This window comes from Chryseobacterium mucoviscidosis (genome assembly GCF_002177115.1).
GTDB classification, from domain to species: Bacteria; Bacteroidota; Bacteroidia; order Flavobacteriales; family Weeksellaceae; genus Chryseobacterium; species Chryseobacterium mucoviscidosis.
Map to the genome: position 1 here is coordinate 105,956 of NZ_MVAG01000057.1, position 23,319 is coordinate 129,274.

At 36.6% G+C, this 23,319-nt stretch carries 16 protein-coding genes; 14 read left to right on the forward strand and 2 right to left on the reverse strand.

Going from position 1 to position 23,319, the window contains the following annotated elements; genetic code table 11:
• Positions 1-61 precede the first annotated feature (61 nt).
• From B0E34_RS01625 to B0E34_RS01690, 14 genes are all read left to right on the forward strand, one after another.
• A complete protein-coding gene (locus B0E34_RS01625) occupies positions 62-1,456 on the forward strand; it encodes an MFS transporter (RefSeq protein ID WP_087706185.1) in 1,395 nt (464 codons plus the stop codon).
• Between the two features lie 83 nt (positions 1,457-1,539).
• Complete coding sequence (locus tag B0E34_RS01630) at positions 1,540-2,721, forward strand: glycoside hydrolase family 130 protein (RefSeq protein ID WP_087706187.1); 1,182 nt, start codon at positions 1,540-1,542, stop codon at positions 2,719-2,721.
• Between the two features lie 59 nt (positions 2,722-2,780).
• Positions 2,781-3,962: an AGE family epimerase/isomerase gene (locus tag B0E34_RS01635; RefSeq protein ID WP_087706189.1), complete on the forward strand. Its 1,182-nt coding sequence runs from the start codon at positions 2,781-2,783 to the stop codon at positions 3,960-3,962.
• 20 nt (positions 3,963-3,982) lie between these two features.
• Positions 3,983-5,023, forward strand: a complete 1,041-nt coding sequence (locus B0E34_RS01640) for a T9SS type A sorting domain-containing protein (RefSeq protein ID WP_087706191.1) — start codon at positions 3,983-3,985, stop codon at positions 5,021-5,023.
• A gap of 346 nt (positions 5,024-5,369) precedes the next feature.
• On the forward strand, positions 5,370-6,575 hold the full coding sequence (locus tag B0E34_RS01645; RefSeq protein WP_087706193.1) for a glycoside hydrolase family 26 protein: 1,206 nt from the start codon (positions 5,370-5,372) through the stop codon (positions 6,573-6,575).
• A gap of 17 nt (positions 6,576-6,592) precedes the next feature.
• Positions 6,593-7,612 carry a hypothetical protein gene (locus B0E34_RS01650; protein WP_087706194.1) on the forward strand — a complete coding sequence of 340 codons (1,020 nt, stop codon included), beginning with the start codon at positions 6,593-6,595 and terminating at the stop codon, positions 7,610-7,612.
• A gap of 26 nt (positions 7,613-7,638) precedes the next feature.
• Positions 7,639-7,980 (forward strand): phosphomannose isomerase type II C-terminal cupin domain, encoded by a 342-nt coding sequence (locus B0E34_RS01655; RefSeq protein WP_087706196.1) that lies wholly within the window; start codon positions 7,639-7,641, stop codon positions 7,978-7,980.
• A 270-nt stretch (positions 7,981-8,250) separates the two neighbouring features.
• Complete coding sequence (locus B0E34_RS01660) at positions 8,251-9,384, forward strand: glycoside hydrolase family 26 protein (RefSeq protein WP_087706198.1); 1,134 nt, start codon at positions 8,251-8,253, stop codon at positions 9,382-9,384.
• A 138-nt stretch (positions 9,385-9,522) separates the two neighbouring features.
• Entirely contained in the window at positions 9,523-11,502 is a 1,980-nt protein-coding gene (locus B0E34_RS21210) for a cellulase family glycosylhydrolase (protein ID WP_165762934.1), read from the forward strand.
• Positions 11,503-11,523: 21 nt separating this feature from the next.
• Positions 11,524-12,897: a sialate O-acetylesterase gene (locus tag B0E34_RS01670; protein ID WP_087706200.1), complete on the forward strand. Its 1,374-nt coding sequence runs from the start codon at positions 11,524-11,526 to the stop codon at positions 12,895-12,897.
• Between the two features lie 204 nt (positions 12,898-13,101).
• A complete protein-coding gene (bglX, locus tag B0E34_RS01675; protein WP_087706201.1) occupies positions 13,102-15,378 on the forward strand; it encodes a beta-glucosidase BglX in 2,277 nt (758 codons plus the stop codon).
• 332 nt (positions 15,379-15,710) lie between these two features.
• Positions 15,711-18,200 carry a PIG-L family deacetylase gene (locus B0E34_RS01680; protein WP_087706203.1) on the forward strand — a complete coding sequence of 830 codons (2,490 nt, stop codon included), beginning with the start codon at positions 15,711-15,713 and terminating at the stop codon, positions 18,198-18,200.
• A 100-nt stretch (positions 18,201-18,300) separates the two neighbouring features.
• The gene (locus B0E34_RS01685) at positions 18,301-19,992 is read left to right on the forward strand and encodes a sodium:solute symporter family transporter (protein ID WP_087706205.1); all 1,692 of its coding nucleotides are present in this window, start codon (positions 18,301-18,303) and stop codon (positions 19,990-19,992) included.
• Between the two features lie 527 nt (positions 19,993-20,519).
• Complete coding sequence (locus B0E34_RS01690; protein WP_087706207.1) at positions 20,520-21,038, forward strand: DUF2911 domain-containing protein; 519 nt, start codon at positions 20,520-20,522, stop codon at positions 21,036-21,038.
• A gap of 94 nt (positions 21,039-21,132) precedes the next feature.
• On the opposite strand, the gene B0E34_RS01695 is transcribed toward B0E34_RS01690, so the two are convergent.
• The gene (locus tag B0E34_RS01695) at positions 21,133-21,933 is read right to left on the reverse strand and encodes a GIY-YIG nuclease family protein (RefSeq protein ID WP_087706209.1); all 801 of its coding nucleotides are present in this window, start codon (positions 21,931-21,933) and stop codon (positions 21,133-21,135) included.
• A 137-nt stretch (positions 21,934-22,070) separates the two neighbouring features.
• Positions 22,071-23,141, reverse strand: coding sequence for a DUF2971 domain-containing protein (locus tag B0E34_RS01700; RefSeq protein ID WP_106408100.1), 1,071 nt, complete (start codon positions 23,139-23,141; stop codon positions 22,071-22,073).
• Between the last annotated feature and the right edge of the window lie 178 nt (positions 23,142-23,319).

The window sequence follows — 23,319 nt, forward strand, 5'->3', positions numbered from 1 at the left end:
CGATACCCATCGTAAATTATTTTAAAATCAATTGTAAAATTTAATCATTAAAAGAAAATTAATGAATAACGAAAAGATAAATATAAAAGAAAAAGTGGCTTACGGATTTGGAGATGCTGCATCTTCTATGTTCTGGAAAATCTTCAGCATGTATCTGCTTTTTTTCTATACCGATGTGTTTGGTCTTGCGGCAGCGGCGGTAGGAACCATGTTTCTGGTAACCAAAGTATGGGATTCCTTTTTCGATCCTTTTGTGGGAATTTATTCAGACAGGATCGATACAAAATGGGGAAAATTCCGTCCTTTTTTATTATGGGTTGCCATTCCTTTTGCCATTATCGGTGTATTAACCTTTTATACCCCAGATTTTGCACACAACGGAAAATTGATCTATGCGTATATCACATATTCCTTAATGATGATGGTGTATTCACTCATCAACGTCCCTTATGCATCATTACTTGGCGTGATGTCTTCAGACGGTAAAGAAAGAACTACACTGGCTTCTTACAGAATGGTTTTTGCTTTTGCAGGAAGTCTTATTGCGCTTTGGATGATAGAACCTCTGGTAAAATATTTTGGAGACGGAACCTTAACTTCTTCGCAGGGTTGGTTTTATACCATTGTTGTATTCGGAGTAATGACGACGCTGTTGTTTTGGGGATGTTTTGCAGGAACCAAAGAACGTATTAAACCTATAAAAAAAGACCAGTCTACCTTAAAAGAAGATCTTAATGATCTTTGGAAAAATAAACCATGGTGGATTCTTTTGGGAGCCGGAGTTGCCACATTGCTTTTCAATACCATTCGAGACGGCGGAGCAATTTACTATTTCAAATATTATCTGGAAAAAACAGATCATGAAACATTTTCCATTTTCGGTATGGGAACAGGGATGTCCTATCTCACCATTTATCTGGTTTTAGGACAGGCAGCCAACATTGTGGGAGTGGTTTTGGCGACCCCTTTAGCCAATAAATTCGGAAAGAAAGAAACATTCTTTGCCGCAATGTTATCAGCAGCGGTTCTCAGTATCCTGTTTTATTTCCTTACGAAAGATAACATCACGATGATTTTACTGCTGCAATTTTTCATAAGCATTTGCGCAGGATGCATTTTCCCTCTTTTATGGTCGATGTATGCCGATACCGCAGACTACTCGGAATGGAAACAGGGAAGAAGAGCAACAGGACTTGTATTCTCGGCATCATCAATGTCCCAGAAATTAGGGTGGGCATTCGGTGGAGCAGCAACAGGATGGCTTTTGGCTTACTTTGGGTTTCAGGCAAACGTTGTACAGACAGAAAATGCACAGACCGGAATCAGATTGATGCTGAGCATTCTTCCGGCGGCAGGAGCCATCATTTCTATGCTTTTCATTTTTGTGTATCCTTTAACGGAAGAAAAACTTTCATCAATTACAGAAGAACTGGAGCAGAGAAGAAAAGAAAACTAAATACATACAAATCATATAAGAACATCTGAAACCAGATGAAATATAATTTCTATTACAAACAAAATATAAAATAATATAGCAAGATGAGTGATTTATTCAATACAAGATTTAATGAAGTGTCAGAAGAATTTGAAAAGCTGGTTACTCAAAAAAATTCTCCGGAAGATCATGCCGGAAACGGAATTTTTACAAGATATAAAAATCCTGTCGTTACAGCGGCTCATACTCCGTTAGAATGGCGTTTTGATATGGATGCCGAAAGAAATCCATTTTTTATGGAACGTTTCGGGATCAATGCCGCTTTTAACGCCGGTGCAATGAAGTGGAACGATAAATATATTCTTTCTGTAAGAGTAGAAGGCTACGACAGAAAATCTTTCTTTGCAATTGCAGAATCTCCGAATGGTATTGATAATTTCCGTTTCTGGGAAAAACCCGTTGTGATTCCTCAGATTGAAGGAAATCCCGATACCAATGTTTATGATATGCGTTTAATTCAGCATGAAGACGGATATATCTACGGAATTTTCTGTACAGAAAGAAAAGATCCCAACGCACCGAAAGGAGATACTTCTATGGCAATTGCAAATGCTGGTATTGTAAGAACAAAAAATTTAGTAGACTGGGAAAGGCTTCCGGATTTAATTTCCAATACAGGACAGCAGAGAAATGTAGTATTGCACCCTGAATTTGTAAACGGAAAATATGCTCTTTACACACGTCCCCAAGACGGATTTATCGATGTTGGAGCAGGAGGAGGAATCGGGCTTGGCTATGTTGCAGATATGACGAATCCTGTGGTGGAAAATGAAGAAATCATCTACGGAAAAACCTATCATACAGTTTACGAGCTGAAAAACGGTTTGGGGCCGGCTCCTATTAAAACAGAAAAAGGCTGGCTGCATCTTGCTCACGGAGTACGCAACACGGCTGCCGGATTGCGTTATGTTTTATATCTGTTTATGACGGATCTAAACGATCTTGGAAAAGTAATCTATAAACCTGCCGGATATTTTATGGCTCCTGAAAATGAGGAGAGAGTAGGAGATGTTTCCAACGTGTTGTTTTCCAACGGATGGATTGCCGATGAAGATGGTAAAGTTTTCATCTATTATGCATCTTCAGACACCAGAATGCACGTAGCGGTTTCTTCAGTGGAACAGTTGACAGATTACTGCATGAACACGGCAGAAGACAGACTTATCTCATCAGAATCGGTAAAAACAATTATTGAGATCGTAGATAATAATCTGGTTTCCAAATAACAGATCATCAGTACTGTAAAAAAATCTCAACAATAAAGATAATAAGATTTAATCTCAAAATGCAGACAGAGTTTTTATTGAATACAATGCAAAGTGAGCTCCATAATATTCTGAATTATTGGAGAAAGAATACAATTGACGAAAAAAACGGAGGTTTTATAGGTGAGATTGATTTTAATGAACAAAAAAATGCTGCTGCGGAAAAAGGTTCCGTAATGTACGGAAGAATTCTCTGGACTTTTTCTGCAGCATTTTCTGTTACTCAGAATCCCGAAGATCTCAATATGGCAAAAAGAGCTTTTGAAGAGATTAAAACCAAATTTTACAATCCGGAGCAAAAAGGAATCTATTGGAGCATTAATGCAGATGGAACAGTAAAAGATTCCAAAAATCAGATCTATGCCATTTCATTTGTTATCTATGGTCTTAGTGAATTTTATAAAGTTTCAAATGATAAAGAGGCGCTGGATCTGGCAATAACCCTTTACCACAGTATTCAGAATCATTCTTTTGATAAAGTGAATAAAGGCTACTTCGAAGCCTACACCCAAGACTGGAAAGAGATTGAAGATATGCGTCTCAGCGAAAAAGATGCTAACGAAAAAAAGACCATGAATACGCATCTTCATATCGTAGAAGCATTTGCCAACCTTTATCTGGTATGGAAAGATGAAGATTTGAAGCAGAATATTATTCAGTTGCTGGAAACGATAGACCAATATTTCATCAATAAAGAATCATGGCATCTCAGGCTGTTTTTTGATGAAAATTGGAACGAAAAAAAAGATGTGATTTCCTATGGACACGATATCGAAGCAGCATGGTTGCTGCAATGGTGTGCAGAAGCTATAGAAGACGAAAACCTGATTGTCCTGTACAAAAATCATGCAGTGAAAATGGCAGATGCAACATTCGAGGGACTGGATGAAGACGGAGGATTATGGTATGAATATGAACCGGAATCCGATTATCTTATTTCAGAAAAACACTGGTGGCCACAGGCAGAATTGTGGATTGGTTTTCTGAATGCTTATCAGCTAACCCAGAACAAAAAATACCTTGATGCTTTTAGAAAAAATGTGGAATTCACAGAAAGATACATCATTGATAAAAAAAACGGAGAATGGATTTGGGGAATCAACGAAAAGTATCTTCCCATAGAAAAAGATAAAGCAGGATTCTGGAAATGTCCCTATCATAACGGAAGAGCCTGTTTAGAAATCATTAAAAGAGTAAAGTAATATATTTTTAAAACAATAAAATGAATACAAAAATTATTTCTCAGAAATTTAAAATTTTAGGGATGATCGCTTTTGGAGTTTTTGCCAATGCGCAATCCCTCTATCTTACATCGGCTTTACCGGTAAACGTTACTGTAGGAAGTTCTCCTTCCTTTACCTTAAACTACACGTCTGCCACACCGTGTAAAATTATAGTATCCCTGATAAAATCCCAGTCAGACGGAGTAACTCCGGATTGGAATACTTGGCAGACAGGAACTATTTTAGATAATCTTCCTGCTACTTCTTCTCCTGTTTCAAAGACGATTACAGTTACAGTTCCTGCAAATCAGACAATAAGCACAGATTTACCTTCAGGAATCAATTATCTTTGGGCACTTACCCTTCAGGATTCTTCCGGAGGATGGATCGCAGGAAGTCAGCCGCAAACCAATATTATATCATCCAATACCGTTATAGATAATGTAAGCTTCAACGGAGCACTTCCGGCTTCTGTATCGGCTGGTTCCACACAAAGCATACCTTACAAATATACTGCAACTACAGACCGTATCGTGAAGGTAGGACTTTCAAAGTACAGCTCTTCCGGAAATTGGATCAGTGATGTTGTATCAGTAATTATTAATCCTGCATCGGCTACAACAACAACGCCTGTTTCAGGAGTTGCAAATCTTGCGATACCTGCGGGAACAACATCTACCGCTAATCTTTCAAACGGAGAATATTACGGTTGGGAAGCCACAATGGCTACTACATCATGGAGCTATATGAACGGAACCAACACGAATGTAGTTGTAACAAGTGCCAATACAACATTATCTGTTTCTGATTCTGAAGCGGCTAAAAACCCAATTAAAATCTATCCTAATCCTGTAAAGAATACCCTGTATTTCAGTAATCCTGAAAAAATAAAATCTGTGAAAATTAATGATCTTACAGGAAAAGAAATTTTCAGAAGTACGAAAGATCTGGATAAAGGAGTTGATTTTTCAGAATTTGCCAAAGGAACCTATATTATTACCTTAAACGGAACAGATTCTCAGAAAATCATTAAAGAGTAAGATATAAACCATAGAAGAAGAATGCCTGAAATAAAGAGAGTAATTTAAAATATCCGAAGCTGTTTGATATAATTTTATTACCTAAAATAAATGGATTTGTTTTTAAAATATTGATAAACTTTTAACTCCGAAGTTAAATGAAGATTCAATTTAAAAACGTCTTTTTAGCGTAGAAAATTAAGCTGATTTTGTCTTAATTAATTTTCTGCATATTTAAATAATTCAAAAAGCATCGCAGATAAATTATTCTCTTTTTAACAGGTAATGACGGGAAGGAAAAAACTCAGGAAGTAATAAAAAGAAACATTCAAATCACAATAATATTAACTTTCAAAAACATTTTAAAATGAAAATTCAAAGTAAATTTTTTCTGATATCTTTCTTCGTAGGAATTCTTTCCTGTCAGTCTTCAGAAAACGATCCCGTTGAGAATAGCACCTCTCAGCCTTCAGAATCCATAAATAAACTCGTGAATAATACCTCAGATGCAAGTGCTACCCAAAAGACCCAGTTGGTATTTTATAATTTAAAAAATAATGCCGGAACCAAAATTCTCGTAGGTCATCAGGATGCGTTTTACACCTATTATCAGGATAATACTTCCATGTCTGACGTAAAAAAAGCTACAGGATCCGATCCTGCACTTATCGGTTTGGATCTCATGTTCATTACCGACAAAAATTATCAGGCAAATGCTTCCAATTGGTATTATCAGCAGGAGCAGAAAATTGTGGCAGCAGCAAAAGAAGCCTACCAGAAAGGGATGGCGGTAACATTTTGCTGGCATTTGAGAGAACCTTATAACGAAACTACTTTCTATACCTCGGAAATGACGGCTTCTCAAAAGCAGAACGCTTTTAAAAGTATTCTTCCCGGTGGAGCCAACCACAACTGGTATCTTACCAAACTCCAGAAAGTGGCTTCTGTATTTAAAAATCTTAAAGGAAGCGGCGGCGAAGAAATTCCTGTGATCTTCAGGCCTTTTCATGAATTCGACGGAGACTGGTTCTGGTGGGGAGCAGCTTACTGCACGGCAGAAGAATATAAACAGCTTTGGCAGTTTACTGTAAACTATCTCAGAAACACCATGAATGTTCATAATGTACTGTATGCTTTTGCACCGGATGCTTCCTACACAACTTCTTCAGCCTACCTTTCGAGATATCCGGGAGACCAGTATGTAGATGTTTTAGGAATGGATAATTATTATGACTTTACAGCACAGACAACAGCAGGAGCAAATACCGCCAACAGCAAACTAAAAGTAATATCTGATCTTGCCATCCAGAAAAATAAAATTGCGGCATTAACCGAAACCGGATACTCCAGCCAGAACAATACAGCCAGAACGTCTACCCACTTTACGACACTGGTGCATCCTGCCATTACATCCAATAACGTGAAAATTTCATATGTTTGCTTCTGGAGTAATGCGGGAAATACATATTACGTTCCCACTCCGGCAACACCTTATGCCACAGATTTTAAAAACTTTACCCTTAAACCGCAGATGGCTCTTCAGACAACCATAGCCGGAATTTTATATAATTAACAGAAAAAAGAATCTGAATGAAAAAAAATATTTTAAGCATTTTTATTTTAGCTTCATTAGCACTTAGCGGTCAGAAAAACCTCATCAGCAACGGAGGTTTTGAAATGGATGCCCAAAGCTGGAACAATGAAAGTGCGATTACAATTAATCCGTACACCAAACATACAGGAAGTAAAGGAGGCGGAATTACAGAATATACCGCTCCGCAGTGGAAAGGAATCGATCAGACCTTCAGTATTCCTAAAAATACAGCAGCGATCGAAGTTTCTGCATGGCTGAAAGCAGATGGCGTGGAAAAAGGAAAAAGTGACTGGAACAAAGCAGTGGTAATTGCCGAAATTAACGGTAAAGGAGAAAATATTGCCGCTTTGGAAGGAACAACTCCATGGAAGGAATATAAAAAAGTAATTCCGCTAAATAAAGACCGTTCCGGAAGACTTATGATTGCTTTATCCGAATGTACAGGAAGTTTCTATTTTGATGATATTAAAATTACACCGCTTACACAGGAAGATCTTAATAAAATTCAGGAGCAGGAAACCAAAAAATATGAAGTGAAAGTAATTACCGATTCTACTCCGCTGGAAATTGTAACCCTCAGTAATACGGACTTTGAAAACGGACTCGAAAACTGGAGGGGAACCGCTGAAACCACCTCCGAAGAAAAAGTAAAAGGACAGAAAAGCTTAAAGCTGTCTTCTTCAAATCCTGTCTGGTTCGGAATAGATCAGATTGCAGATATCCCCGATGGAAGCAAAACACTGGATATTTCTGCATTTGCAAAAACAAAAGACCTGAAACCCGGAAAAAACGACTGGAATAAAGGAATAATGATCGTAGAATTCACCAAAGACGGAACTGCAAAAACAGGAGACGATCAGCCGGTATTTTTTGTTTCGGACGCCAAAGACTGGCAAAAGTTTTCAAAAACCCTTGCTGTTCCCGCAGGTTCTAGAAAATACAGAATTATGCTGGCTCTTTCGGAAGCTACAGGAACTATGTATGTAGATGATATTCAGGTAAAATTCAACAAATAAAAATTTAAAATTAAATAAACATTAGTATGGAACATGACGTAAGACCTTGGGGAGAATATTGGGTACTGGATGACTCAGAAACTCATAAAGTAAAAAGAATACAGGTGAATCCCGGTGGAAGATTATCTTTGCAGTATCATCATAAAAGAGCTGAAGTCTGGACTATAGTTTCAGGAGTCGGAACCATTACCATTGATGAAGACATCAGAGATTACACAGTAGGGCAGGTTGCACAGATTCCTCTTGGAGCACACCACAGAATAGAAAATAAAACTTCCGAGCCCGTTGTTTTTGTTGAAGTTCAGTACGGAACCTACTTTGGGGAAGACGATATTGTAAGAATCGAAGACGATTACAACAGAGCATAAGACCAAAACGACCACAAATAATTATCGAACACACGCTTCAATACTTATAAAGGTCAATAAAATGTAATCACAAAAGAAAAGAACCATTTTGCTGTTCTTAAATTAATTACAGCAGCCTAAAAGATGATTTCGCTGTTTAATCCTGATAGATTTTTTGTTTCAGGATCTTAATATTTCTTTTGTGATTACCTATACATTTCAAAACAGCTTCAAACACAGGATGATCAAAAATTAATTTTTATCATTAATCTTTATTTACATTTCTTTACTATGAAAATTTTTCCTACAAAATTTTTCTCGTTAGCTTTTCTTTCGGCTTTATCTTTTGCAAATGCCCAGTTCAGACTATCTGACGAGAAAGCCACACAGGAAACACAGAATCTCTATCAAAATCTGGCAAAAGCACAGAAAAAAGGCTATTTCATAGGACATCAGGACGATTTGGCGTATGGTGTTTACTGGAAATACCAACAGGGAAGAAGTGATGTTAAAGAAGTGGTAAAAGATCATCCCGCTGTGTACGGCTGGGAACTTGGAGATCTGGAGCTGGGAAAAGCAGAGAATCTTGATGGTGTACCATTCGGTAAAATGAAAGAATTCATAAAAGAAGGCTATCGCCGTGGCGGAATTATTACCATAAGTTGGCACTCCAACAATCCCATTACAGGCGGAAATGCATGGGATTTTTCCAATACCTCCATAAAAAGTATTCTGAAAGGCGGAGATAAACATTCCGTTTTTCTATCTTATCTTGATAAAGTTGCCGATTTTTTAGCGGATTTAAAAGACGATAAAGGAACACCGATTCCTATTCTGTGGAGACCCTTTCATGAACACACCGGAACATGGTTCTGGTGGGGTGTGAAATCGGCTTCAGATGAAGAATATAAAGAATTGTACAGATTTTCTTTAGATTATTTGAAAAATGAAAAAAAACTGCATAATCTTATCTCTGTTTACAACACCAGCGTAGAATATACCACCCCCGAAGAATTCCTGAAACGTTATCCGGGAGACAGCTATGTAGATATGATGTCTTTTGACGCTTATCAGAGAGGTTCTGTGGATGAAGGGAAAAAATTTGCAGAAAAACTGGATGTTCTTATTTCAGCAATGAATCAGGCAGCAGAAAAACATAATAAAATTTCAGCTATCGGCGAAATAGGATATAACCAGATTCCGGATTCTGAGTGGTTTACGAAAGTGCTGAAACCTGTTTTTGATAAACACACATTTTCATACGTCCTGTTCTGGAGAAATGCAGGTTTCAAACCGGGAAATAATGAAGTGGAATATTATCTGCCTTTCAAAGGACATCCTTCGGAAAAAGATTTTTTTAAATTCTATAAAGATAAAAAAACACTATTTGAAAAAGAAGCAGGAAAAATGAACCTGTACAAATAATAATGCATAATCCATTAGTAAGATAACAATTAAACAGGACTATTTGCAGTTTAAATGATTTTAACAAACAATTTACCAGTGTCTTATGTTGGATAAATTTGAAATTATTTGAACAGAAATAACAATAAAAAAGGTAAAATGAAATCTTCACGCATTACACTTCTATTCATTTTAATTTCCATATTTACATTTGCAGGAAATCCTATAAAGGAAATCGGAAATCTTCAGCTTGTGGGAACCCAGCTTTCCGATGCAAAAGGCAAACCTGTGAGGTTAGTGGGCACCAGTTTCGGCTGGAGCAATTTTCATCCCCGATTTTATACCCCGAAAACCGTAAAATGGCTGAAAGATGACTGGAACGTAAATGTTGTCCGTGCTTCCATGGGAATTGATCCTGAAGGTGCGTATCTGCAAAATCCTCAGGCAAACCTCAAAAGCATAGAAACGGTAATTGATGCTGCCATTAAAGAAGGCATCTATGTAATTATCGATTGGCACGCTCATAAAATTCATACGAAAGAAGCGAAAGAATTCTTTAATACAATATCCAAAAAATACGGCAAATACCCGAACGTGATCTATGAGGTTTTCAACGAGCCTGAAAAACAATCCTGGGAAGAAGTTAAAAGTTATGCGGAAGAAATTGTAAAGACCATCAGAAAAAATGATGCCGACAATATTATTCTCGTAGGCTGTCCGGAATGGGATCAAAGAATAGATCTGGTTCAGAAAAATCCCTTAAAAGACAAAAAAAATATCATGTACACCGTGCATTTTTATGCAGGAACTCATGGAAAATGGCTGCGCGACAGAACCGATGAAGCCATAAAATCGGGCATTCCGGTTTTCATTTCAGAATCTGCCGGAATGGAAGCTAGCGGAGACGGAAAATTTAATTATCCTGAATGGCAGAGCTATTTTAGCTGGATGAATAAAAATAAGCTGAGCTGGATTACATGGTCGGTTTCCGACAAAAAAGAAACCTGCTCAATGCTTCTTCCAACCGCTTCCTCCGACGGAAACTGGAAATTATCCGATCTTAACGAATCCGGAATAAGAACAAGAGAATATCTTAAACAGTTTGACGACAGAGGAAACTTTCTTCAGAAATTTTACTGGCACGGAAGAGTGCTTCAGTCTTCTTTTAACGAAGGTAAACTTATTGGTCCCGGATCTTATACCGAATTTCAGTTTACCGGAAATTCCGTAAGTTTCGGATTAAAAAATATTCCTTTCCAAGGCTATTACAACTATGTTTCCATTGAACTGGACGGTAAATATATCGGTAGATTTAAAATAGACAATAACGAGATTAAAAAATTTACTTACGATGTTTCAGACAAAAATCTGAAAGTACACACCATCAAAATCGTTAAGGCAACGGAAGCGGCAATGGGAGAAGTCTATTTTGACGGCAGCGGAATCGATGCTGTCTCTTTTCAGCCGAAACCTGGAAAAAAAATTGAATTCATAGGAGATTCTATTACCTGCGGATTCGGAAATGATGAAAGTGGGCTCCCATGCGGAAAAGGACAGTGGTTTGATCAGCATAATGCGTATTTTGCTTATGGTCCTGTAGCAGCCAGAACTTTGGGAGCAGATTATCTTTTAAGTTCTGTTTCAGGATACGGGATGTACAGAAACTGGAACACAGAGAAATCGGAAGAAAATATTCTGCCCGATGTTTATCCTTATCTTTATCTGAGAACTTCCGAGCCGGAACTTTTCGGAAACGATTATCAGCCTGATCTGGTAAGTATATGTCTGGGAACAAATGACTTGTCGAATGGCGATGGTAAAAAAGAACGTCTGCCGTTCAATAAAGAAAAATTCATCGGAAATTATGTGGAATTCGTTCAGAATATCTACAAAAAATATCCGGACACCAGAGTTGTTTTATTAAACAGTCCGATGGTTTCAGGCGAGAATAATAAACTTCTCGTAGAATGTTTAAATGCCGTGAAAAATTCTTTCAGGAATGATAAAAAACATCAGCCAATCGAAATATTTGAATTTAAGCCAATGACTCCGAAAGGATGCGGATATCATCCAGGTAAAGAAGACGACCAGATAATGGCAAACCAGTTAATTCCTTTTTTACAGAAATACTTACCTTAATTAAGCTTTAATCTATCTCACATGAAATCTATCATAAGTCTTTTCTCTTTATTACTCACGAATCTATTGTTCGCCAACATCAATCTTCCGGCAATTTTTACAGACAATATGGTGTTGCAGCGTAATGCAGAAATCGTTATTTGGGGAAATGCCAATCCAAAAGAAGAAATCACCCTGAAAGCAGATTTTCTCGATAAAGAATACAAAACCGTGACAGGCAATGATGCTGTTTTCAAATTCACCATACCCACAGGAAAAGAAGGTGGACCTTACACCATTACCCTGAAAGGCTACAACGAAGTAAAGCTTAAAAATGTAATGCTGGGTGAAGTATGGCTGATTTCCGGACAGTCTAATATGGAATATACACCGGCTTGGGGAATGAAAGATGCCGATGCAGAAACTGCCAAAGCCAATTTTCCGGACATAAGATTTTTTACCGTTCCGAAACTCTCATCACCCTATCCACAGAATAATTTCTTTGGAAGCTGGGTTTCCTGCAATCCCGAGACCATGAAAAACTTCAGTGCGATAGGCTATTTCTTTGCCCAAAAAATACAGGAAAACCTCAACGGTGTTCCGGTAGGAATGATTTCTTCCGCATGGGGAGGAAGTGCAGCAGAATTATGGGCTCCGGAACAGGTATTCCGCCAAAATCCACGGTTAGCAGACAATTACAAAAAGCTGGGAAGTTCAGAATATTATCCTACGCAGATGAGCGGAGCGTACAATGCAATGATTTTCCCTCTGAATCCGTATAAAATAAAAGGCGCACTCTGGTATCAGGGTGAAACCAATACAGGAAATGCCGAAGGATATACAGACCTGCTTTCTTCCATGATACAATCCTGGAGACAGGCAAGAGGAGAAGAATTTCCTTTTTACATCATTCAGATTGCCAAATATACAGGTTGGGGCGATACTACCGTTAAAATTCAGAATTCCCAGAGAATAGTTTCAGAAACCGTTAAAAATTCAGGTCTTGTCATTACCTCAGATCTCGACAGAACAGACGACATTCATCCGAAAAATAAAAAGCCGGTCGGGATAAGAATGGCAAACCTTATTCTGAAAAATGTATACGGTAAAAATAACGGTCTTGTAGAAAGTCCTAAGCTTAAAAACGTAGAATATAAAGGAAATAAAGCCATTCTGGCTTTTGATTTTGCAGACGGATTGCATTTTAAAGATAAAGAATCAAAACTTTTTGAAATCGCAGGAACGGAGGGTCAATTTGTTCCGGCAACCGCAGTTATAAAGGGAAATCAGATCATCTTAGAATCCAAAGAAGTGAAAAGCCCTGTTCGTGTAAGATATGACTGGAGCAACACCGCGGTTCCTGATTTATTTAATAAGTCTGAATTGCCCGCTTCCAGTTTTTCAACCGAAAAATAAAACAGAAAAATTCATAGAGTCAGAACTTTAACTGAAAAATTTTAAAAACACCAGATATTTCTTTTATATTGATTGAATTTTAAAAACGGACATTCATAAATTGTGATCATTAATTTTTTACCGTTAAAAAATATTTGAGTTTTTATCTCATAACCTTACGTTAAAATTAAAGATCATAATCAACAAAGAATAATCAAAAATAAAATGAAAATAAACAAAATAGTAATCATCTCCATAATAAGCATCATTACAGTGAACACAGTCAGCGCACAGCAAAAACTCAACCCCGAAACAGAAAAGAAGATCGATGTTCTGATGTCTAAAATGACACTGGAAGAAAAAGTAGGGCAGATGAATCAGTACAACGGTTTCTGGGATGTTACGGGACCTGCTCCCGTCGGAGGAAGTGCTGAAGAAAAATATGAAAATATAAAAAAAGGACTGGTAGGCTCTATGCTTACCGTTCGCGGAGTAAAAGAAGTAAAAGCGGTTCAGAAGATCGCTGTGGAACAGACAAGACTCGGCATTCCGTTAATTATTGGTTTTGATGTTATTCACGGATACAAAACGATTTCGCCGATTCCTTTGGCAGAAGCGGCAAGCTGGGATCTCAAAGCCATCGAAAAATCTGCGGAAGTTGCCGCCTCAGAAGCTGCCGCATCCGGAATCAACTGGACATTCGGTCCCATGATGGATATTTCCAGAGATGCAAGATGGGGAAGAGTGATGGAAGGAGCCGGAGAAGATCCTTTTTTGGGAGGAAAGATTGCCGCAGCACGCGTAAAAGGTTTTCAGGGAGATAATACATTCAGATCTCCGTTGAGAATTGCTGCAACGGCAAAACATTTTGCTGCGTACGGTTTTGTAGAAGCCGGACTGGAATATAATGCCGTTGAAATCGGAAACAATACTTTATTCAATCAGGTGTTGCCGCCTTTCAAATCCGCTGTGGACGCGGGAATAAGAAGTGTGATGAATTCATTCAATACCATTAACGGAACTCCTGCAACAGCCGACAGATATCTTCTGAGAGATGTGCTGAAAAATAAATGGGGCTTTTCCGGTTTTGTGGTATCAGACTGGGCTTCTATCCGTGAAATGATTTCATGGGGATTCTCAAAAGACGAAAAAGCAGCGGCAAAATCTGCCGTAGAAGCAGGAACCGATATGGATATGGAAAGCGGAATTTATCTTCCGTACCTCATTGATCTGGTTAAACAGGGCAAAGTTAAAGAAAGCTATATAGATGATGCCGTAAGAAGAATTCTTCGCGTTAAATTTGAACTGGGACTCTTCGATGATCCTTATCGTTTTCTCGATGAAAAGCGCGAAAAGGAAACAGTTGGAAGCACGGCAAACCATGAAGCCGTTCTGGATATTGCAAAAAAATCCATTGTTCTTCTTAAAAACGAAAAAAATCTTCTTCCGCTTAAAAAATCAGGACAAAAAATTCTCCTCCTGGGTTCTTTGGCAGAAAGTAAAAATTCCCCTCTCGGAAGCTGGAGAATTGCAGCAGACAACAATACCGCAGTTTCTGTTCTGGAAGGTATGAAAGCCTACAAAGGCAACCAGCTTAATTTTGTGGAAGGACCAAAATTATCAACCTCCGAACCTACTTTCCTTACCGAAGTGGATTACAACACCACCGACAGAAAAGGGCTGGAAGAAGCAAAAAACGCTGCAAAAAACGCCGATGTTGTTGTGATGGTTTTAGGAGAACACGGATTTTCGTCCGGAGAGGCAAGAAGCCGAACAAACATAGATTTACCCGGACTTCAGGAAGAATTTTTAAAAGAAATCTTTAAAATAAATCCCAATATCGTACTTGTTTTAAACAACGGAAGACCTTTAACCATCAACTGGGCTTCAGAAAATATACCTGCCATTGTAGAAGCGTGGCATTTGGGAACACAGGCAGGAAACGCCGTTTCGCAGGTTCTTTATGGAGATTACAATCCAAGTGGAAAATTGCCGATGACATTCCCGAGAAACGTAGGTCAGATTCCTGTTTATTACAATCATCTTAATACCGGAAGACCTTTTGATAAAGATAAAAATGTGTTCTGGAGTCATTATTCCGATGTAGAAAAAACACCGCTTTATCCGTTCGGATTTGGGTTGAGTTACACAAAATTTGAGTATTCCGATTTAAAAATCAATAAAAAGTTGTTTTCAAAAGGAGAAAACATTCAGGTCACTTTTACCCTTAAAAATACAGGGAAATACGAAGGAAAGGAAGTGGCTCAGTTGTATATTCAGGACGAATCTGCTTCCGTTGCAAGACCTGTAAAAGAACTAAAAGGCTTCCAGATTATAGAACTGAAATCTGGTGAAAGTAAAAAGATCACCTTTAATTTAACTGAAAAAGAACTCGGTTTCTATGATAATTCAGGAAACTTTATCGTAGAAGAAGGAGCCTTTAAAGTAATGGTAGGCGGAAACTCGGAGAGTTTGATTTCGGATGAATTTGGTCTGGAGTAAAAAAGTTTTGTAAAAAATGACTCCTTTTTTAAGCGTAAACTTATTTAAACTATTTCATAATTAACCATAAAAGGCAAAAAAGACAATGTTAAAGCGAATTTCTATAATAATCGAAGAGCTCAAAATAATAAAAATCAAAGATTTTTAAAAACTATGGTAACCTTTTTCATTTATAGTGATCAGCTTTAAATAAAAAGTTTAAACAGTATAAAAAATCGAAGCTGGCAGATTCCGCTTCGATTTTTTATTTTCATACAAAGAGGTCAGCAAAATATCTTTAGCATCAAAACCAAAAACGATTTACTTATATTTGCCCTGCAAAGCAAATTCAAATGTTCAGAAAAGTAATCCTTGTTTTTATCCTTGTCTTTTATGCGGCTTTTTGTCCGGCTCAGCAGCTTCGGCCGTCAAAATCATCTGAGATTTACCGCGAACTTAAAACCCTTAAACACCTGCCAAAAGTGTTATACCTTGCCGCTCATCCCGATGATGAGAATACAGGATTACTTTCATGGCTAGTTAATGATCAAAACGTAGAAACAGGCTATTTGTCTTTAACCAGAGGTGACGGAGGGCAGAATTTATTGGGGACAGAGCAAGGTGCTGCATTGGGATTAATCAGAACGCATGAGCTTTTGGAGGCAAGAAAATTAGACGGTGCTCAACAGTTTTTTACCCGCGCGATTGATTTCGGGTTCTCTAAAAATACCACCGATACTTTTAAACAATGGAATGCAGACAGCATTACAGCAGACGTTGTCTGGGTAATCCGTACATTCCGTCCGGATGTCATTATTTGCCGTTTTCCGCCTACCGCTGCGGCAGGACACGGACAACACGCGGCTTCGGCTGTGGTTGCCGAAAAAGCTTTTAAACTGGCAGGTGATAAGACCGCTTTTCCTGATCAGCTAAAATACGTAAATGTATGGCAGCCAAAACGTGTATTGTGGAACACATTCCGGTTTGGTGCAGTCAATACGACCGCTGAAAATCAACTGAAAATTACCGTTGGGCAATACGATGCGTTGTTGGGAATGGGTTATGGTGAATTGGCAGGCCTCAGTAGAAGTTTACACAAAAGTCAGGGTGCAGGAACACAATCTGTTGCCGGAATAAAGACTGAATATTTTTCCCACGTTATCGGAGATCCTGCAAAATCGACACTTTTTGACGGTGTCACTAAAACATGGACTTCACAGGGAAATGCTGATATTGATCAATCACTGGATCAGATTATTTCAAATTTTAATTTCAACAATCCGGATCTCAGCTTACCTGCTTTGCTTGCTTTACGAAAAAAGATTATGGCGCTGAAAGATGCAGAGCTGAAAAAAGATAAAATTAAATCTCTTGACCAGATTATTTTAAGCTGCGCCGGATTTATGGGGGAAGTAGTGACCAATCAGGCTGAAGCGGTTGCCGGAAATCATTATCAATTCAGGTTAAATCTCATTTCAAGAGCTTCCAATCCTGTTGTATTAGAAAATGTAAAATGGCTAAATCAATCAGAAAGTTTTAACAGAAACCTTTCAAAAGATTCTTTAATTACTATTCAGCATGATATTCATATCCCATCAGATGCAGCACTTACGGAACCTTACTGGTTGGCAAAACCGCCTGTGAATGCGGCAACTTTTTCAGTTCCAGATGATACGTTAATCGGTCTGCCGGAAGCAGAATCTCTACTGAATGTTTGGGTGGATTTAAAAATCGGCTCGGAAAAGTTTCAGGTTAAGCTTCCTTTATCGTTCAAAAAATTAGATCCGGTAAGAGGAGATGTGGTAGAACCTTTGCGCATTGTTCCTGCTCTGGAACTGAAATTTACACAACCTCTTTATTTAGCAAAAGAAAATGAAGATCTACATTTGAGCCTGAATGTTAAAGTTAATTCAGATAAGCCGTTCAGCAATGGAAAAATTAATCTGATGTACAACGGAGAACAATTAGGCAGTACAGATGTAAATTCATTTAATGGAAAAGAAACAACTATCGATTATGTAATTCCAAAAAGTAAACTCAGCAAAATAAATACATCTCGTTTACAATTGGATGCTAATTTTGTCGCAGATGGAGTCACTTACAATAAAAAACAAGTATTAATTCAATATCCGCATTTACCTTCCCTGCAATATTTTGCACCTGCAACGGTAACTGTAATGAAAGGTGACATTCAGACAAAGGTTAAAAAAGTAGGATATATAGAAGGTGCAGGAGATTTTATTCCTGAGTTCCTGCGCATTGCGGGAATTCAGGTTGATGTTCTGAAAGACGAAGATTTTTACAGCGGAATCGGCAGCCAAAATAAACTTTCACAGTATGATGCCATCATATTGGGAATTCGTGCCAATAACACAGAGAAAAAGCTGGGTCGCTGGATGCCTTTTTTATGGTCTTATGTAAAAGCCGGAGGAAATCTGGTGATGCAGTACAACACCAGTCAGGATACAACCGTCGATCAATTGGGAATCTACAAATTCCGTATTGCCACAAGTAAACGCGTTACTGAAGAAAATGCAGAGGTTACATTTTTAAATCCGAATCATAAATTACTGAATTTTCCGAATAAAATTACTCAAAATGATTTCAAGGATTGGGTACAGGAACGCGGTGCGTATTTTCCTGATCAGTGGGATACGGCGTATGAACCGCTTTTTGAAATGCACGACACCGGTGAAGAGCCTTTGCAGGGATCTACATTATATGCTCCATACGGAAAGGGGAATTTTATTTACACCCCGTTGGCATTTTTCAGGCAGTTACCTGCGGGAAATGTTGGGGCGTCACGTTTATTTTTAAACTTTTTATCTGCACAGAAAAACTGATGAATAAGCCACTTAAAAATTGGAATACATGGTACATTTTACTGGCACTCGCTTTGGTAGTGCAGATTGCTTTTTATTATTGGTTTACTAAATTCTGGGCATGAGTACGATAGATTGGACAGTTCTTATTTGTACACTGGTTGCAGTGGTTGTGTACGGCGTATTTATCGGGCGTGGACAGAAAAGCAACGAATCTTACCTGAAAGCAGACAATAAAATGCCATGGTACATTGTGCTGATCGGAATTATGGCGACTCAGGCAAGTGCCATTACATTTCTTTCGGCGCCGGGACAGGCGTATACAGACGGGATGCGTTTCGTTCAGTATTACTTTGGGTTGCCTTTGGCGATGATTGTGATCTGTATTACGTTTATCCCGATTTTTCAGCGGTTAAATGTTTACACGGCTTACGAATATTTAGAAAACCGTTTTGATAAGAAAACAAGGGTTCTTACTTCGCTGCTTTTTCTTTTTTCGAGAGGTTTGTCAACAGGAATCAGCATTTATGCGCCGAGTATCATCTTATCCAGCGTTTTAAACTGGAATATTTACCTGACGAATGTCTTAACAGGCGGAATTCTATTGATTTATACCTATGTTGGCGGAGCAAAAGCCATTGCGCACACCCAAAAACTACAGTTTCTCATTATTCTGGGAACCATGGCTTTTGCAGGGTATTTACTTATTGATAATATGCCGAATGGAATTGGTTTTAAGGATGCGCTTTATCTGGCGGGGAAATCCGGAAAGCTGAATGTCATTACCACAGAATTCGACTGGAAAGACAAATACAATATCTGGAGCGGATTAATTGGCGGTTTTTTTCTGGCATTGTCTTATTTCGGGACAGACCAGAGTCAGGTTGGGAGATATATTACGGCGAAAGACAATACGAATGCAAAAATGGGGTTGCTGCTGAACGGATTGGTCAAAATTCCGATGCAGTTTGCAATTCTTTTAATTGGGGCTTTGCTTTTTGCTTTCTTTTCTCTGAAACCGGCTCCGATTTATTTTAACGAACGTTCTTATCAGCATTTAAAGGAAACGAAACCCGAACAGGCAGCGGTTTTTGAAAAAGAACATCAGGATTTGCAGACAAAATTTAATGCAGAATCGAAGGAAATTTTGCAATTAAAACAAAACAATTCTTCACAGCTTGAAACAAAAATTCAGGATTTTAAAAATACGCAGTCTCAGGTAAAAGCACTTCACGGAAGAGTAGAAGAAGCGATCAATCAGTCAAACTTTAATGCAGAGAAAACGGATACGAATTATATTTTCCTGTATTTCGTGAAAAATACGTTACCTGTTGGAATGATCGGGTTGCTGTTTGCCGTTATTTTCCTTGCCAGTTGGGGTTCTATTTCGGCTGCGCTGAATTCCCTTGCTGCCTGTTCCTTAAAAGATGTTCATCTTATCTTTAAAAAAGAAATTCCGGATGACGAAACCGAACTGAAATACAGCCGACTTCACACGTTAGCGTGGGGAATTTTCTCCATCGGTGTTGCGATGTTTGCCACACAGATGGGTTCTCTTATTGAAGCGGTAAATGTATTGGGTTCCCTTTTCTACGGCCCAATATTGGGGATTTTCCTTGTTGCTTTTTACTTTAAAAAAATCAACGGGGCGAATGTATTTATTGCAGCTATTTTATCTGAAATTGCGGTGATTGCCGTTTATCAGTTCGATGTTGTTTCCTTCCTTTGGCTTAATGTGATCGGCGCAGCGGCGGTGATTGTATTTTCTGCAATCGTGTTACTGTTTTATAAGCCGAAAGCAGTAAATTCGTAAGCAGATAATAAAAGCGTTTTTAAATTATAAATTTAAGCAGGATCTAAAAGAAAGTGGTTGTCCGCAATTTGTTATAATTAAAAAAACTTTGGGTTCTTTGCTGAGTGAAACGCCTTTGCGAACTTAAAAACAGTTGATATATAAATAAAATCTTAGCAATTCTTTGCGTTAAATAGCAGTATGATTAATAACAGATACTCAAAAAAAGAAAAGATCACAATGGCTTAAAAAATATTCGGTTTTTATTCTTTGGAGCGCTTTATATTTTGGGTTTGTTTAAACTCATTTTAAATTTAACCACAAAAGAGACAAAAGACTTTATTGGATATATTTAAAGTATTTCAAAAAGTCTGTAAAGAGAAAAAATCTTTGATTTTTTTTAACTTGTATGCTCTTTTTTGCCCATTTAAGTAGTTAACTCAAACAATTAAAGTGCTACAATCTTTTGCAGTAAAAAAGTGTAGACAAGTTTTTTATTAAGTTGAAACAATTTTAATCATAAAAATAAACAGACAAATAATAGTATTATGAAAACAATTTTTAAATCGGCTACCGTTCTTGTGGCAGCCATGACGCTTTCGGTAAACGCTTTTGCGCAGGACACCAAAAAACCTGCAAGTCCTCCTGCTACGGCAACCGGAAAGATTAAGGATGCCAATATTACGATCGCTTACAGCAGTCCTTCTGTTAAAGGGCGCACCATTTGGGGAGGTTTGGAACCGTATGATCAGGTTTGGCGTGCGGGAGCCAATGAAGCCACCACTTTTGAAACGGACAAAGATATTACCGTTCAGGGTAAAAAACTTCCTGCCGGAAAATACAGCTTTTTCTTAATTCCTAAAGAAAGCGGAACATGGACTGCCATCTTCAACAAGGAAGCAAAACAGTGGGGCGCCTACAAATACGAACAGGCAAAAGATGCTTTACGTGTAGACGTAAAAACAAAAGTACTGCCTGCAAAACAGGAAACTCTGGTGTACAAAATAAATAATAACGGATTCTCGATGGATTGGGATAAAATATCGGTTCCTGTGGAGATTAAGTAAGCTTGAATATGAAATTTAAAGTCCCGAGTTTTCGGGATTTTTTTTATTTTTGTAAATCATAAATATGAAAATGACAAGATAGTATTTATAAATGTTAATTATAGATCTCCATAGTGTCTTTTAATTCTTTTAGATTATCAAAGCTCAATCTAAAGTATTCACCACGTATCCTATGTTGTTTAAATTTTCGATGAAGTTCTGTTTCAACTTGTCTGTTTGCATTCCAACATGCAATTAAATAAATTTGAGGTTCTTTAGATTGTAATGTTTTTTCTCTATAGTTTGGATTTTTACTATAGCCAATTTTTACTAATGCAGTTTCTGTATTAATCATTAAATAAACATAGTCAGTATGATTTTCAGAAACTCTTTTGTAATTATCATTAAAAATCTCCCTGTAAAAATCCACAATTGGAATTAAATCAATTTGTTTGATAGCTTTATAATGTACGTTGATTAATGCTACATTTGGTCCAAATTTTTTTAACCCTTCAATATCTATATTTGTTATTGTAAAAAATCCATCTTTCTCCAAAATAGATCGGAGCTGTTTTTGAAAGGTATTAAATGCATGAATTTCATTTATTTCTAAATATTCTATTGCTAATATTTTGCAAAATATTAAGAGTAAATGAGAATAATTAGGGTCATCTAATTTAATTTGTATGAGATTACCTCGGAGATTAGATTTATAATTTATATAAAAAATTTCAATTAATATTGCTTCATTATTTTCTTCATGTAGACGGACTCCATAACATTCTTTATTTAATCCAATAATAACATTATTAATTTGCCCTGTTTGATCATATTTGTTTAAAATATATATTAATTCTTCATCTAATAAAAAATGAAAATGAGCAAAATGCTCTTGCATTTTTTTTAAATCAGTCATAGAGTAATTTTAGAATGGTAAATATTAGAAAATAAAATAGTTCCTGTCCAGTAATGGTAAATGTTAATTCCGTTATTTAATCTAATTGATACTTTACGATAAAGAATCTTAATAAGCATAAAAGGGAAAAAATATTATTAATCTTTTATTACTATTTTTTTTAAATCAATTATTTTAAAAGTCTTATTATCTATTCTTTCCAGACAAATTTGCCCTAAACTTCTTTTTAATTTATCCTGTTCCTCATATTCTCCGGACATATAAAGTTTATCATTATAGTTTTCAAATAGATGGTTTACAAGTGTGATGAAATTTTTATCTATATCTTTAAATTTTTCTTCACTTCTATTTTTAAGAGTAACTATTATGCCGTTATTATTAATGACTTCATCACAGTTAATTCCGGAAAAAAAATGTTTTCCTAAACTAATAGATTCAATTGATTTTTTTGAATAATAAAAAAATCTACTGTTTGTTCCTTCGTAATCCGATTCTCCTGGATATAAAGAACTAAAAGGAATCCCCATATTTCTTTTATAAATACCGAGTCTCCATTCGTCTTCATATTCCCATTCCTTTCGTTTTATGTTTGTGGAATATAAAAGTGGAATATCAGGAGTTGAAAATTCTTGATCAAACATATTAATGAACTCTATATCTTCTACATATTGAACTGGGCGAAAACAATAGTTATCAATGTCATTATTTTTAATATTAATATCGTTTAATAAATTTTCTGTATCAAATTCAATTACAAATCCAGATTCGTGTGTATAATGTGACCACATTAAAATATTAAAAGGTACTGTTGTTAAAGAAATTAATCCTATATTTCTTGTAAAATAATTGTAGGTGAAATTTCTAAAAGTATAGAAATTTCTTTTTATATCTTGTTCAAATAATTCATTTAAATTTAATTTACTTAATTCAACAGGAGAAAACATTTGTTTATGGAAATTTTCAAATCTTTCTTTGGTAATATCTTTAAAATTTAATATTAATTCAGAACTATCTATAGAATCATTAAAAGAATAAGGATGAGTAGCATAAAGACGCAAATTTTGTAGTGCACTTATTGAATTTTCAGAAATAGAATAATATTTATAAACAACTTCGGGATTATTTCGTGGAGGAATTGTTTTTACAATATGATTTAATTTTTCATCTAATTGATAAATAAAATCTTTATAAATGTATTCTTGTGCCATACTTGATCTTCAGGTTTAGTTTGATTAATTATTAGTTAATTAAATATATATAAAAATATAATTTCTGATATGAAAAATTTCCAAAAATTTTGAAAATTAATTAACATTTTAAGGTATATTAAATAATTTAAATCAAATCAATTTTTTTTAAAAATCCCAACAAAAGCTGGGATTTATT